Origin of the sequence: Streptomyces sp. NPDC008001 (assembly GCF_042958085.1) — a bacterium.
Classification (GTDB): domain Bacteria; phylum Actinomycetota; class Actinomycetes; order Streptomycetales; family Streptomycetaceae; genus Streptomyces.
In genome coordinates this window covers 236,698-250,692 of the sequence record NZ_JBIBIZ010000011.1, presented here as the reverse complement: position 1 = coordinate 250,692, position 13,995 = coordinate 236,698, and the positions used below count along the sequence as shown (strand labels likewise).

The following is a 13,995-nucleotide window of genomic DNA, read 5'->3' as shown; positions in this document are numbered from 1 at the left end:
CTGATACGACGGGGGGCGGTTCCCATTCCGGGCGAATTCATGGCGTACGCCACGCCGGGGCGGGCTCGGGGCCGGCCGCGGAAACGGCGCGGCCCGGCGGTGCCGCCCACCCGCAAGGGGGAGCCGCACCGCCGGGCCGCAGTCGCGCAGGGGAAGCGGGTCAGGCAGGCAGGTCAGGCCTTGACCAGCTCCCGGTCCTCGTCCGCCTCGGGCGTCACCGGTGCCCCCGGCGTCGCGAGCCGCTTCTGCAGGCCCTCGCCCTCCACGTCCACGTTCGGGAGGATCTTCGCGAGCCACCCCGGCAGCCACCACGCCGCCTTGCCGAGCAGTGCCAGCACCGCCGGGACGATGGCCATGCGGACCACGAACGCGTCGAAGAAGACGGCGATGGCCAGGCCGAAGCCGATCATCTTGATCATCTGCTCGGAGGAGCCGATGAAGCCGGCGAAGACGCTGATCATGATGATGGCGGCGGCCGTCACCACCCGCGCCCCGTGCCGGAAGCCGGTCACCACGGCCTGCCCGGGCCGCTCGCCGTGGACGAACGCCTCCCGCATCCGCGTCACGAGGAAGACCTCGTAGTCCATGGCGAGACCGAAGACGACGCCCACCATGAAGATCGGCATCATGCTCATGATCGGCCCGGTCTCCTCGACGCCGAAGACGGAGCCCAGCCAGCCCCACTGGAAGACCGCCACGACGGCACCCAGCGCGGCGACCACCGACAGCAGGAAGCCGAGCGCGGCCTTCAGCGGCACCAGCACCGACCGGAAGACGACCATCAGCAGCAGGAAGGCGAGGCCCACGACCAGCGCCAGGTAGGGCAGCAGGGCGTCGTTGAGCTTCTGCGAGACGTCGATGTTCATCGCCGTGGAGCCGGTGACGAGCACCTGCGCGCCCGTGTCGGCCTTGAGGGAGACGCCCTTGTCGCGGATCGCGTGGACCAGGTCCTCGGTCTCCGTGCTGGTCGGCTTGGACTTGGGCACGACGGTGAGCATGGCCGTGTCACCGGCCGGGTTGAAGTGCGCCGGCGTCACGGTGGCGACGTCGTCGAGACCCTTCAGGGTGTCGCCGACCTTCTGCACCGCACCCTTGGGGTCCTTGGCCCCCTCGACGTCCGTGATGACCATGAGCGGGCCGTTGAAGCCCGGCCCGAAGCCCTCGGACAGCAGGTCGTACGCCTTGCGCTGCGTGCTGGTCTTGGAGGCCGCGCCGTCGTCCGGGAGACCCAGCTCCAGGGAGGCGGCGGGCACCGCGACGGCGCCCAGGCCCAGGACACCGGCCACGAGCACCAGGACCGGCTTGCGCAGGACGAAGCGGGCCCAGCGGGTGCCCATGTTCGGCTTGTCGCCGGCGACGGCGTCCGGCCCGGCCTTGCGGACCTTGCGGGCCAGCACCTGCTTGCCGGCGAAGCCGAGCAGGGCGGGGATGAGCGAGAGCGCGATCAGCACCGCGATGGTGACCGTGCCCGCCGCCGCCATGCCCATCTTCGTCAGCATGGGGATGTTGACGACCATGAGGCCGGCCAGCGCGATGACGACGGTGAGACCCGCGAAGACCACCGCGGAACCGGCGGTTCCGACGGCCCGTCCGGCCGCCTCCTCGCGCTCGCGGCCCTCGGCCAGCTCCGCGCGGTAGCGGGAGACGATGAACAGCGCGTAGTCGATGCCGACCGCGAGGCCGATCATCATGGCGAGCGTGGAGGTGTTGGCGGAGAGGTCCAGCAGGGGCGCGAGCGCCGCGATGGACGAGACGCCGATGCCGACGCCGATGACGGCCGTCAGGAGCGGCAGGCCCGCGGCGACCAGCGAACCGAAGGTGATCAGCAGGACGACCGCGGAGACGGCGATGCCGATGACCTCGGAGCCGCCCTCGGGCATCTGCTGCAGCACGCTGCCGCCGACCTCGACGGTCAGCCCGGCGTCACGGCCGTGCTGCGCGGCCTCCTTGAGCTCGGTGCGCGAGTCCTCGGTCAGGTCCATGGACTTGACCTTGTACGCGGCAGAGGCGTAGCCGGTGGTGCCGGCCGGGTTGACGGTCTTCGCCGTGAACGGGTCGGCCGCGGCGGCCACCTGCGCGCTGTGCTTCAGCTCGCCGATGACCTTCTCGACGGCCGCCTTGTTCTTCGGGTCGGTGAGCTTCTGGCCCTCCGGGGCCTTGAAGACGACACGGGCGGACGCGTTCTGCTCGTTGTTGCCGGGGAAACGCTTCTCCAGCAGGTCGAAGGCGCGCTGCGCCTCCGTGCCGGGGATGGAGAAGTCGTTGTTGGTGGACTTGGACGCGGTGGCGGCGCCGGCCCCGGCGAGGACCAGCAGCGCCACCCATATCAGGGCGAAGTACCAGCGCCGCCGGAAGGCGAGCCGGCCGAGTCTGTAGAGGAACGTGGCCACGAGGAGTGGTGCTCCCGTCGGGTCAGTGGACGAACAAGGGCATGGGGAAGCAGCCCGACGACGAGAGCGGCACGTCACGTGGGCCGTGTGGGGGAGGTGTTCCGTGGGGGGTCAGACGCCGAGGGCGGGGAGGACCACGGCGTCGATGTAACGGGACAGGTAGGCGGCGTCCGCGAACTTGTCCTCGATCAGGGAGCGGGCGATGAACGCGCCCAGCATCATGTGCGTGACGAAGCCGAGCGCGGGGTTGTCCGCGGCGACCTCGCCCCGGTCGACCGCGCGTTGCAGCATGGCGCGGAGCCCTTCGTGCTCCGGCAGGATCAGCACGTCGCGCAGCGCTTGACGCAGGTCGGGGTTGGTGTGGATCGCGTGCCCCAGGCCGCGCATAAGGGCGGCGTCCTGCGCCATCCGGTCATCGTCCACCTCGCAGGCCATCTTGCGGAGGTCACCGCGCAGGGAGCCGGTGTCGATGTCCGCCAGCTGGACCGGCTTCTGGTGCCGCAGCGCGCTCGCGACCAGCTCGGGCTTGCCCTTCCACTGGCGGTAGAGGGTGGCCTTGCTGGCGTGCGTGCGGGCGGCGACGCCGTCCATGGTCAGGCCGTCGTAGCCGGCCTCGCGCAGGATGCCGAGGACCGCCTCGTAGAGCTCGGCCTCGCGCTCGGGGGTGAGCCGGGTGCGGCGCGCCGCGGGCCCGGCGGGTTCCGTGGACACGTCCACCTCCCTGGGTTACTGGGTCCATCGCGTACGAAACGGTTTCGTACACCTAGAAGATACGACGGCGCGGCATCGAAACGCTGCCGTTTCGCCCGTGTTCTCCGTCACGACCGGTTACCGTCCCGGGTCCGCCGACCGAGTTGCCGCGGCTCCCGGCGGCCGAAACGATGGTGGAGTGAGTGATTCTTACCTGAGATTTCCTCATCTCCACGGTGATCTCCTCTGCTTCACCGCGGAGGACGACCTGTGGCTTGCCCCGCTGGAGGCGCCCGGCCGGGCCTGGCGGCTGACCGTCGACCGCACCCGCGCCGGCCACCCCCGGTTCTCCCCCGACGGCCGCCACATCGCCTACACGAACTGGCGCAGCCTCGACCCCGAGATCCATCTGGCCCCCGTCGACGGCGGCCCCGCCCGCCGGCTCACCTACTGGGGCAGCACCGACACCCGGGTCTGCGGCTGGGCGCCCTCGGACCGCAACGGCGGCCACGACGTCCTCGCCGTCTCCTCGCACGGCCAGCCGTTCTCGTACTTCTCGTGGGCCTACCGGGTGCCGACCGACGGCGGCCCGGGCCTGCGGCTGCCCTGGGGCCCGGTGTCCGACATCGCGATCGGCGAGGCCGGGGACGAGCACCGCACCCTGCTGCTGGCCGGCAAACCGCCGCACGAGCCGGCCGCCTGGAAGCGCTACCGCGGCGGGGCCACGGGCCGGCTGTGGCTGCTGGGCGCGAAGGAGCAGCGGCTGGTGCCGGACGTCGACGGCCACCTCGACTCGGTGATGTTTGTGGGCGACCGGATCGCCTTCCTCTCCGACCACGAGGGCGTCGGCAACCTCTACTCCTGCCTGCCCGACGGCTCCCAGCTGCGCCGCCACACCGACCACGACGACTTCTACGCCCGGCACGCCTCGACCGACGGGGCGCGCGTGGTCTACCAGTGCGCGGGCGAGCTGTGGCTGGTCGACGACCTCGGCCCCGGCGGGCAGCCGCGCCGCCTGGAGGTGACGCTGGGCGGCCCGCGCGCCGGGCGCCGCCCGTACCAGGTGCAGGCCGCCTCCAACATCGACGGCGTGAGCGTGGACACGACCGGCCGCGCGAGCGCCGTCCAGGTCCGCGGCAGCCTCTACTGGCTCACCCACCGCGACGGCCCCGCCCGCACCATCGCGGACACCCCGGGCGTCCGGGTGCGGCTGCCCGAGATGCTCGGCGCGTCCGGGCGGGTGGCCTACGTGACGGACGCGGAGGGCGAGGACGCCGTCGAGATCGCCCAGCTGCCGCGCGCCGCCGGCCCCGCCGAGCCGCGCCGGCTGGCCGCCGGGCGGATCGGCCGGGTGCACGAGACCCTCGCCTCCCCCGACGGCGAGCGGCTGGCCCTCGCCTCGCACGACGGGCGGCTGCTGCTCGTCGACACCTCCGACGAGGGCGGCGGGGAGGTGAGCGAGCTGATCCGGTCGGACAACGGGCCGGTGCGCGACCTCGCGTTCTCCCCCGACTCGGAGTGGCTGGCCTGGTCCCACCCCGGCATCGGCCGCTCCCTGCGCCAGATCAAGATCGCGCGGCTCAAGGACCGGCTGGTCGTCGACGTCACCAACGGCCGCTTCGAGGACGAGCAGCCGGTCTTCACCCGCGACGGCCGCTACCTCGCCTTCCTCTCCTGGCGCGGCTTCGACCCGGTCTACGACGTGCACACCGGCGACCTGTCCTTCCCGCTGGGCTGCCGCCCCTACCTCGTCCCGCTGTCCTCGGCGACGCCCTCGCCGTTCGCGCTGTCCGCCGAGGGCCGGCCGGCCGCGGGCGGCCTGGACCTGGAGGACACCGGGGCCGGCCCGACGCTGATCGAGGTGGAGGGACTGGAGAGCCGGGTAACGCCGTTCCCGGTGGCCGCCTCCAAGTACTCGGCGCTGCGCCCGGTCAGCGGCGGCGGCCTGGTGTGGCTGCGCTGGCCGATCTCCGGCGCGCTCGGCGAGACCTTCGCCAACCCCGCCGACACCTCCGGCCGCCCCACCCTGGAGCACTTCGACCTCACCAAGGCCAAGCGCACCGAACTCACCAGCTCCCTCGACTGGTTCGCGGTCAGCGGCGACGGCACCCGGCTCGTCGTCAACGACGAGGGCGACCTGCGGGCCGTCCCCGCCACGGACACCCCCGACCCCGAGTCGACGGTCTACATCGACATGCGGCGCATCCTGCACGACGTCGACCCCGGCGCCGAGTGGCGGCAGGCCTACGAGGAGGCCGGGCGGATCGTCCGCGCGTACTTCTGGGAGCCGGGCATGTGCGGCATCGACTGGGACGCGGTGCTCGACCAGTACCGGCCGCTGGTCGACCGGGTGGCCTCCCCCGACGACTTCGCCGACCTGCTGCGCGAGGTCCTCGGTGAGCTGGGCACCTCGCACGCCTACGTCGTCCCCGCCCGCCGCAACGAGGGGCCGCCGCACTACCAGCGGGCCATCGGCCTGCTCGGCACCAACTTCACGCACCAGAAGGACGGGTCCTGGACGGTCCGGCGCATCCTGCCCGGCGACTCCTCCGACTCCAAGGCCCGCTCGCCGCTGGCCGGTTCGGGCATCCGCGAGGGCGCGGCCCTCACGCACGTCGACGGCCGCCCCGTCGACCCGGTGGCCGGCCCGTACCCGCTGCTGGCCGCGGCCGGCGGCACCACCGTCGAGCTGACGTTCCGGTCGCCCGAACCGGAGGGCCACGCCCGCCGCGTCGCCGTCGTCCCGCTGATCGACGAGCGCCCCCTGCGCTACCAGGACTGGGTCGCCAAACGGCGCGCGGTCGTCCGCGAACTCAGCGGCGGCAAGTGCGGCTACCTGCACATCCCCGACATGGGCGGCTCCGGCTGGGCGCAGTTCAACCGCGACCTGCGGATGGAGATGTCCCGCCCCGCCCTGATCGTGGACGTGCGCGGCAACGCGGGCGGCAACATCAGCGAGCTGGTCGTGGAGAAGCTCACCCGCACCATCATCGGCTGGGACCTCACCCGCGACGCCCGGCCCGTGTCGTACGCGAGCAACGCCCCGCGCGGCCCGGTCGTCGCCATCGCCGACGAGATGACCTCCTCCGACGGCGACATGATCACCGCGGCGTTCAAGCTGCAGGGCATCGGGCCGGTGGTCGGCCTGCGCACCTGGGGCGGCGTGGTCGGGATGACCGGCCGGCACCGGCTCGGGGACGGCACGTCGATCACAGTGCCGATGAACGCGGCGTGGTTCGACGCCTACGGGTGGACGATCGAGAACCGCGGCGTCGAACCCGACGTCGAGATCGACCGCACGCCGCTCGACTGGGCCGAGGGCCGGCACAAGCAGCTCGACGACGCGGTGCACATCGCGCTCGACCTGCTGGAGCGGCACGGCGCGGCACGGCCGCCGGACTACTCGGGGGTGCCGGACCTGCGGCGGCCGAAGCTGCCGCCGCGGAGCTGAGCAGACAGAGCGGAGTAGAGCTGAGTAAGGGGCACACCTCCTATGAGGTGCGCCCCTTACCGGGATGCGTCGTACCGGGATCCGTGGTCAGATCTCGAAGTTCTCGTCGAACGTGTCACGACGGTCCCACTCCTCCTGCTCCTTGCGGATCAGGTCCTCGCGGGCCTTGTCGTTGGCGTTCTGCTTGGACTTCTTGCCGGACTGCGCGGCCTTCTGGGCCTGCTGCTGCTTGAGCTGCTCGGCCTTGCTCCTGGCCTTGTCTCCCTTGGCCATGAGGCTCAGCCCCTCAGGTGCGGTCGTCGAGCTCGTCCTGGATGTCGTCGAAGGACCGCTGGCCCTGCTGGCGGGCCTGCTGGCCGCGCTCCTGGAGCTTGTCCTGCGTCTGCTGACCGCGCTCCTGGCTCTGCTGGCGGCCCTGCTGCGCCTTCTGCTTGGCCTGCTCCGCCTTCTGCTTGGCCTGCTGGGCCTTGCCCTGCATGTCGTCCTTGATGCCCATGCTGTCCACACTCCTCACTGAGGGGATTTGGGGTGCTTTGCCCCGGAACAGCCTGGCACGCGCCATGAGGCCGCGCACATCGGAGGACTACGCAGCGCTACGCCCCCGTGCGCTCCTTCTCGTCCGCCGCCCCTCCCGCGCCCACCAGCCCCGCGCGCATGCCCGCGAGCCTCGGCTCGTACCGCCTCATCTCGCGTTGCGCGCCGAGGGCGAGCAGGCCGGGCAGCCAGCCGCGGGCGCCCTGCACCGCGCGCAGCCAGCCCTGCCCGTACACGTGCGCCGAGCGCCGCTCGATGCCGTCGACCAGGCGGTCGGCGGCCGGGCCGAGCGGGTAGGTGCGGTTCGCGGGCCAGGGCAGGCGCTGCCGCAGCTCGCGCATCACGTCGTTCTCGTCGGCCCCGCGCACCATGTCCGTGTCGGTCCAGCTCAGATAGGCGACGCCGACCCGCACGCCCTTGTGGGCGACCTCGGCGCGCAGGCAGCGCGCGTACGCCTCGACGCCCGCCTTCGACGCGCAGTAGGCGCTCATCATCGGCGCCGGGACCAGCGCGGCGAGCGAGGCCACCTGCAGCAGGTAGCCGCGGCTCTCGGCGAGGACGGGCAGGAAGGCACGGCCGGTGACCGCGCTGCCGGTCAGGTTGACGTCGACGACGCGGCGCCAGCTCGCGGGGTCGGAGTCCGCGAACGGGCCGCCCGCGGCGACCCCGGCGTTGGCGACCACGATGTCTACCTTGCCGAAGCGCGCCTTGACCTCGCGGGCGGTCTGCGCCATGACCTCGTGGTCGGTGACGTCCGCGTGCCAGTGCGCGGCGTCCTCGTGCAGCGAGGCGGCGACGCGGCGCAGCTCGTCCGGCTCCAGGCCCACCAGCGCGACGCGCGCCCCGCGCGCGGACAGCTTGCGGGCCAGCTGCTCCCCCACGCCGCGGGCGGCACCGGTGATGACGGCGACCTGGCCCTCCAGGCTCACGCGGCTCATATCCCGGCCTCCGCGGCGCTCGCGGGCACGGGTCGGCGGGGCGCGCGCGGCGGCCGGAGCACCTGGTACTCGGAGAGGTTCACCTGCCGGGTGACCCTGCGGAACTCGGCGGTGGTGCCGGGCCAGACCACGGTGTTGCGGCCGTTGGCGTCCAGGTACCAGCTCCGGCAGCCGGTGTTCCAGACCGTGCGTTCCATGCGGCGCTGGATGTGCCGGTTCCAGGCGTTCACGGCGGAGGGGCGGGCGTCCAGGGCCGCCTTGCCGCCGAGGGTGTCCAGCTGCCGCATGAAGTCGGCCAGGTAGTTCAGCTGGGACTCGATGATGAGGATCATCGAGCTGTTGCCCAGCCCGGTGTTGGGCCCGATGACGGTGAGGAAGTTGGGGAAGCCGGCGGCGCTGGTGCCGCGCAGGGCCGCCATGCCGTCCTTCCACGCCTCGGCGAGCGTCCGGCCGCCGGCGCCGGTGACCCGGTGGGCGATCGGCATGTCCGTGACCCGGAAGCCCGTGCCGAAGACGATGGCGTCGGCCTCGGCCTCCGTGCCGTCGGCGGCCACGAGCGTCGAGCCCCGCACCTCGGCCAGCCCGGAGGCCACCAGGTCCACGTTGGGGCGGGCGAGCGCCGGGTAGTAGTCGCTGGAGAGCAGGATGCGCTTGCAGCCGATGCGGTAGTCCGGCGTCAGCCGGGCCCGCAGCCCCGGGTCGCCGATGGCCTTGTGCAGGTGCGACAGGGCCAGCTTCTCGACCACCCGCATCCGCTCCGGGTGCTTGGTGAAGTTGCTGACCTGCAGCTCCCGCAGGCCCCACAGGACACCGCGGCGCAGCGCCGCGGTCGCGGGCAGCCGGGTGTGCAGCCAGCGCTCGGCGGCGGTCACGGACCGGTCGAAGCGGGGCAGCACCCAGGGCGGGGTGCGCTGGAAGAGCGTGAGGCGGCCCACCTCGGGCTGGATGCCCGGCACGATCTGGATCGCGGAGGCGCCGGTGCCGATCACCGCGACGCGCTTGCCGCGCAGGTCGTAGTCGTGGTCCCAGCGGGCGGAGTGGAAGACCTTGCCCGGGAAGGAGTCCAGGCCGGGGACGTCGGGGACGCGGGGGTCGGCGAGGGGGCCGGTGGCGGAGACGACGACGTCGGCGGTGTAGTCGCCGGCCGCCGTGGTGACCTCCCAGTGCAGCTGCTCCTCGTCCCAGCGCAGCTGCTGCACCTCGGAGTTGAAGCGCAGGTGCGGCCGGAGCCCGAAGGTGTCGGTGACGTGCTCCATGTAGGCCCGGATGTGCGGCTGGCCGGAAAAGCTGCGCGGCCAGGCGGGGTTGGGGGCGAAGGAGAAGGAGTAGAGGTGGGACGGCACGTCGCAGGCGCAGCCGGGATAGGTGTTGTCGCGCCAGGTGCCGCCCACGGAGTCCGCCCGCTCCAGGACCACGAAGTCGGTGATCCCCTCGCGGCGCAGCCGGATCGCCGCCCCCAGTCCGCCGAAGCCGGACCCGATCACCGCCACCCGTACGTGCTGACGCTCGTGCTCGGCCATGCCGCAGCCTCCCGGATTCGACACAACTGCGCCAGCAATCACTGGCACGATGGGAGCGTAGGGCAGAGCCCGACGAAGCGATAGGGGTCCGCGGAAAGGAAGTTACCGGGGGTCGCACGTACGCTTACGCTTCGCGCGTGGCCATGGACGAGGGGGACGCGATGAGCGACGAATGGGGCCGCCCGGCGGCGGACACGCGGGCGGACGACGCCGGCGGTGCTCCCGCCGGACCGGCCGAGCCCGCCGCACGGCAGTACCGCACGGCCGAGCTCGCCGACGCCGCCGGCATCACGCTCCGCACGCTGCGCTTCTACCGCGAGCGCAAGCTGCTGCCGCCGCCGCGCCGCGAGGGCCGCATCGCCTGGTACGGCCCGCACCACCTGGCCCGGCTGCGGACGATCGCCGCGCTCCTGGAGCGCGGGCACACCCTCGGCGGCATCGCCGAGCTGATCAGCGCCTTCGAATGCGGGCGGGACGTGGGCGAACTGCTGGGGCTGGCGGGGGCCCGCATCACCGTCCCCTGGCAGGAGGAGGCCGCCGTCCGCCTCACCCCCGAAGAGCTGGCCGACCGCTTCGCGGGCGAGGTCACCCCGGAGAACCTCACCGCCTCGCTCGACATGGGCTACCTGGGCGTGGACGGCGACGAGATCGTCCACGTCAGCCGCCGGCTCCTCGACGCCTCGACCGCGCTCGTGCGGCACGGCATCCCGCTGGCCGCCGTGCTCGCCGCGGGCCGCGAGGTGCGGGCCCACGCGGACGCCCTCGCCGGGACGTTCACCGAGCTCATCCGCACCCACGTGCTCCCCGGGCTGCAGCCCGGCACGCCCGCCACCGCCGCGGCCCTCGACGAGCTGCGCGGCATCGCCAAGACCGTCATGGACGCGGAGATCACCATGGCCCTGGACCGGCGCGTGCGCACCGAGCCGGCTGTCTGGCTCGGTGCGCACGGCGCCGCCGGCGAACCGGGACCCGCCAGACCCGGCTGACGGCGGCGAGGACGCACGGGCGCGCCATGCCGCGACCACACCCGCGCGCCGGCCGGTCGGGCCAACGGTGCTTCCGCAGAAGAGCATTGAAGCAGCCGGGCGCCCGCCGGCGGGCGGGAAGCCGGGCTCCGCCCGCGCAAACGCCATGATTGCGCCGAAAAGCGGGCCCCCGGCTTCCGGCCGCGGGCCGGCCCCGTCCGGATCAGCCGAAGACGCCCGTGACCGGCGCGTGGTCCGACCACCGCAGGTCGTGCGAGGCCGCCCGCTCCACGACCGCCTTCAGGGCCCGCTCCGCCAGCCCCGGCGTCGCGACCAGGTAGTCGATGCGCCAGCCCGCGTCGTTGTCGAAGGCCCGGCCGCGGTACGACCACCACGAGTACGGACCGTCGACGCCCGGGTGCAGGGCCCGGACCACGTCCGTGTACTCGGCGAAGACCTTGCCCAGCCACTCCCGCTCCTCGGGCAGGAAGCCCGCGCTCTTGCGGTTGGCCTTCCAGTTCTTGAGGTCGGCCTCGGTGTGGGCGATGTTCCAGTCGCCGCAGACCAGCACCTCGCGCCCCTCGGCCGCCGCGCGGGCCTTCAGGCCGACGAGGTACGGCAGGAACTCCGCCATGAAGCGTTCCTTCTCGTCCTGCCGCTCCGTGCCCGCCTCGCCCGAGGGCAGGTAGAGGCTCGCGACGGTGACGCCGGGGAGGTCGATCTCGGCGTAGCGGCCGCTGCCGTCGAACTCCGCCGAGCCGAAGCCGATCCGCACGGCCTCCGGCTCGCGGCGCGAGTAGAGCGAGACGCCGGCGCGCCCCTTGGCCGCCGCCGGGGCGTGCACCGTGAACCAGCCCTCCGGCTCGCGCACCTCGCCGGGGAGCTGGTGCGGCTCGGCCCGGACCTCCTGGAGGCACACGACGTCCGCCTCGGTCCCCGCCAGCCACTCCACGAAGCCCTTCTTGGAGGCCGCACGGAGGCCATTCACATTTACGCTCGTAACGGTCAGCATTCCGGCACGATACCGACTTCCGTACGATGCCTTGAATGCAGATCTTGCGGGTCGCATACGACCATCCCGACGCGGTGAAGCTCCAGGACCGGGTGCAACTGGAGTACGTGGAACGGTACGGAGACGGTGATCTCACCCCGCTGGAGCCGGCCCAGTTCGCCCCGCCGCGTGGCCTATATCTCATCGCCTACGAACCGGACGGCTCGCCCGTCGCCACCGGCGGCTGGCGCGCGCAGGAGGCCGGCGACGAGGGCTACGCGGACGGCGACGCCGAGCTGAAGCGGATGTACGTGATACCGGAGGCCCGCGGGCGCGGGCTCGCGCGGCGGATCCTCGCGGCGCTGGAGGACGACGCGCGGGCGGCGGGCCGGTCCCGGATGGTGCTGGAGACCGGCACCATGCAGCCGGAGGCCATCGCGCTGTACGTGTCGTCCGGGTACGTACCGGTGCCGGAGCAGCTGAAGTTCGGCATGTACCGGACGTACGAGGGGAGCCGCTGCTTCACGAAACCGCTGGTCCCCGTCCCCCGGCCGTCGCGCTGACCTCACTTCCCGGCGATCGCCGCCTCCACCTCGTGGCGGATGTCCTCCGTCCGGTAGCGCGTGACCTCCCCGTACGCGGCCAGGATCGCGTCCGCCTCCGCGGGCCCGTCCTCGACGACCTCCGCGACCAGGACCGTGCTGCCCGGCGGGACCTCCGCCGCGAGCATCTCCAGGGCGGCGTTCGCGGCCGTGGCCTCGCGCGCGTCGCGCACGCCGCCGACGAGCCCGCCCGCGCCGAAGCCGATCACGGCGCCGAGCGGGCCGCCGAGGATGCCCAGCAGGCCGCCGATCAGGCCGCCGACGGCGAAGGCGCGGGCCGTGCCGGAGTTGTCGACGGCATCGGGGAAGTCGAGGCTGCCGTCGTCGGCGCGGGCGATCACCGCGCCCTCGCGGAGCGTGAGCCGGCCGGCGGTGTGCCCCTCGCGGAGGTCGTCCAGGGCGCGGTGGCCATTCTCGGGCGAGGGCACGTTCAGGAAGAGGACGTTGTCGTCTTTCATGGCTTCCACTGTTGGGGCAAGCGGCCCGCCCCGCACGTCAGGAGCCGTCCTCCCGGGCCTCTCCCCGTACGCCCTCCCCCGGTCCCCCCGCTTCCGCCGCGCCCTCGTCCCGCACCGACGCGGTCAGGTCCAGCGTCGCCTGCGCGCCCCCGCCGTCCGGGTTGGCGAAGGACAGGCCCGCGCCCAGCACCCGTGCCTGGCCCGCGGCGATCGTCAGCCCCAGGCCGAGGCCGGAGCGCGAGCCCGTGCGGAAGCGCTGCGGGCCGCGGGTCAGCAGCTCGGGCGGGAAGCCGGGGCCGCCGTCCCGGACCCGGACGGTGCCGCCGTCGACCTCCACGGCCACAGGCCCGCTGCCGTGCCGGAAGGCGTTGGTGACGAGGTTGGCCAGGATCCGCTCGACGCGGCGGCCGTCGGTCTCGACCAGGCAGTCGCGCACGACCCGCACCTCGGCGGCGGCGCCCTTGCCGTCCGCCCCGACCGAGCGGACCGCGCGCCGCGTGAGCTCGCCGAGGGCCCGGATCTCGGTGTCGGCCCGCTCGGCGGTGCCGTCCAGCCGGGCGACCTCCAGGACGTCCTCCATGAGCGCCCGGACGTGCTGCGCCCGCTCCCGGACCATCTCCGCGGGCCGGCCGGGCGGCAGCACCTCGGCGGCGGCGACCAGGCCCGCCACGGGGGTGCGCAGTTCGTGGGCGATGTTCGAGGTGACCTCGCGCTCGGCCTGGAGGCGGGCCGCCAGCGCGTCGGCCATGGTGTTCACGGCGACGATCAGACGGGCGATCTCGTCCTGCCCGCCGCGCGGCTTCAGGCGGGCGCTGAAGTCGCCGTGGGCGATGCGCTCGGCCGTGCGGGCCGAGGCGTTGAGGCGGCGCCCGGCGACGGTCGCGAGGCCGACGCCGACGACGCAGGCGAAGGCGGTGCCCAGGCCGCCCGCCCACCACAGGGCCTCGTCGAGCTTGCGGAGGTTCTCCGCCTGCCGGGTGTAGGGGTGCTTGACGACGATCGTGTCCCGGCCGGCCCGGCCGCCGGCCCACAGCATCGGTACGGGGCCGCTGCGGTCGAGGTAAGTGGCGCGTCTGCCCTCCTCGACGGCTTTCCGCAGCGGCCCGGGTATGTGCTCGGGGTTGATGAGGGTGCGCGGCCGGTCGACGCCCGCGACGTGGTCCTCGACGGCCGTGCCGAGCCGGCTCTCGATGGCCTCGCGCGCCGTCTCCCACTGGCTGACCGCGGTGCGGTGGTGCACGACGAGGCCCATGATGACCGCGACCAGCGCGGCGGTGACGGTGATCGCCACGCCGATCTTCGTTCGCAGACCCATGGCTTCCAGCTCCTCGGCGGCTGACGCGGGGGGACGGGGAGCCGCAGGGCGCGCAGCTCGGTGAGGACGGGTGGCCGACGGGGGCCTCCCCGGACGGCTCCGGGAGAGCGGGTGCCTAGCAGGCCGGGTCGTTCCGATGGG

At 73.3% G+C, this 13,995-nt stretch carries 12 protein-coding genes; 3 read left to right on the top strand and 9 right to left on the bottom strand.

The window, feature by feature from the left end; all coding sequences use genetic code 11:
• Positions 1 to 173: 173 nt before the first annotated feature.
• Together ACFZCD_RS29375 and ACFZCD_RS29370 are read right to left on the bottom strand one after the other, a co-directional pair.
• A complete protein-coding gene (locus tag ACFZCD_RS29375) occupies positions 174 to 2,390 on the bottom strand; it encodes an MMPL family transporter (protein WP_391836039.1) in 2,217 nt (738 codons plus the stop codon).
• A gap of 111 nt (positions 2,391 to 2,501) precedes the next feature.
• Positions 2,502 to 3,101 carry a TetR/AcrR family transcriptional regulator gene (locus ACFZCD_RS29370; protein WP_391836037.1) on the bottom strand — a complete coding sequence of 200 codons (600 nt, stop codon included), beginning with the start codon at positions 3,099 to 3,101 and terminating at the stop codon, positions 2,502 to 2,504.
• Between the two features lie 178 nt (positions 3,102 to 3,279).
• Here ACFZCD_RS29370 and ACFZCD_RS29365 point away from each other — a divergent pair, with 178 nt between their 5' ends.
• Positions 3,280 to 6,531, top strand: a complete 3,252-nt coding sequence (locus ACFZCD_RS29365) for a S41 family peptidase (protein ID WP_391836035.1) — start codon at positions 3,280 to 3,282, stop codon at positions 6,529 to 6,531.
• An 87-nt stretch (positions 6,532 to 6,618) separates the two neighbouring features.
• On the opposite strand, the gene ACFZCD_RS29360 is transcribed toward ACFZCD_RS29365, so the two are convergent.
• The 4 genes from ACFZCD_RS29360 to ACFZCD_RS29345 form a co-directional block, all read right to left on the bottom strand.
• Positions 6,619 to 6,804: a hypothetical protein gene (locus ACFZCD_RS29360; RefSeq protein ID WP_391836033.1), complete on the bottom strand. Its 186-nt coding sequence runs from the start codon at positions 6,802 to 6,804 to the stop codon at positions 6,619 to 6,621.
• Between the two features lie 13 nt (positions 6,805 to 6,817).
• Positions 6,818 to 7,027, bottom strand: coding sequence for a hypothetical protein (locus ACFZCD_RS29355; protein ID WP_391836031.1), 210 nt, complete (start codon positions 7,025 to 7,027; stop codon positions 6,818 to 6,820).
• Positions 7,028 to 7,124: 97 nt separating this feature from the next.
• The gene (locus ACFZCD_RS29350; RefSeq protein ID WP_391836029.1) at positions 7,125 to 8,003 is read right to left on the bottom strand and encodes an SDR family oxidoreductase; all 879 of its coding nucleotides are present in this window, start codon (positions 8,001 to 8,003) and stop codon (positions 7,125 to 7,127) included.
• Positions 8,000 to 9,523 carry a flavin-containing monooxygenase gene (locus ACFZCD_RS29345; protein WP_391836027.1) on the bottom strand — a complete coding sequence of 508 codons (1,524 nt, stop codon included), beginning with the start codon at positions 9,521 to 9,523 and terminating at the stop codon, positions 8,000 to 8,002. Before ACFZCD_RS29345 ends, ACFZCD_RS29350 begins: the two co-directional genes overlap by 4 nt.
• Before the next feature lie 143 nt (positions 9,524 to 9,666).
• On the opposite strand from ACFZCD_RS29345, the gene ACFZCD_RS29340 reads away from it, so the two are divergent.
• Positions 9,667 to 10,509, top strand: coding sequence for a MerR family transcriptional regulator (locus ACFZCD_RS29340; protein WP_391836202.1), 843 nt, complete (start codon positions 9,667 to 9,669; stop codon positions 10,507 to 10,509).
• Between the two features lie 202 nt (positions 10,510 to 10,711).
• Here ACFZCD_RS29340 and ACFZCD_RS29335 read toward each other — a convergent pair whose 3' ends face one another.
• Complete coding sequence (locus ACFZCD_RS29335; protein WP_391836025.1) at positions 10,712 to 11,500, bottom strand: exodeoxyribonuclease III; 789 nt, start codon at positions 11,498 to 11,500, stop codon at positions 10,712 to 10,714.
• Between the two features lie 35 nt (positions 11,501 to 11,535).
• On the opposite strand from ACFZCD_RS29335, the gene ACFZCD_RS29330 reads away from it, so the two are divergent.
• The gene (locus ACFZCD_RS29330; protein ID WP_391836023.1) at positions 11,536 to 12,042 is read left to right on the top strand and encodes a GNAT family N-acetyltransferase; all 507 of its coding nucleotides are present in this window, start codon (positions 11,536 to 11,538) and stop codon (positions 12,040 to 12,042) included.
• Between the two features lie 2 nt (positions 12,043 to 12,044).
• Here the strand turns inward: ACFZCD_RS29330 and ACFZCD_RS29325 are convergent, their stop codons facing one another.
• Positions 12,045 to 12,539: a hypothetical protein gene (locus ACFZCD_RS29325; protein WP_391836021.1), complete on the bottom strand. Its 495-nt coding sequence runs from the start codon at positions 12,537 to 12,539 to the stop codon at positions 12,045 to 12,047.
• Between the two features lie 37 nt (positions 12,540 to 12,576).
• Positions 12,577 to 13,854 carry an ATP-binding protein gene (locus ACFZCD_RS29320; RefSeq protein ID WP_391836019.1) on the bottom strand — a complete coding sequence of 426 codons (1,278 nt, stop codon included), beginning with the start codon at positions 13,852 to 13,854 and terminating at the stop codon, positions 12,577 to 12,579.
• Between the last annotated feature and the right edge of the window lie 141 nt (positions 13,855 to 13,995).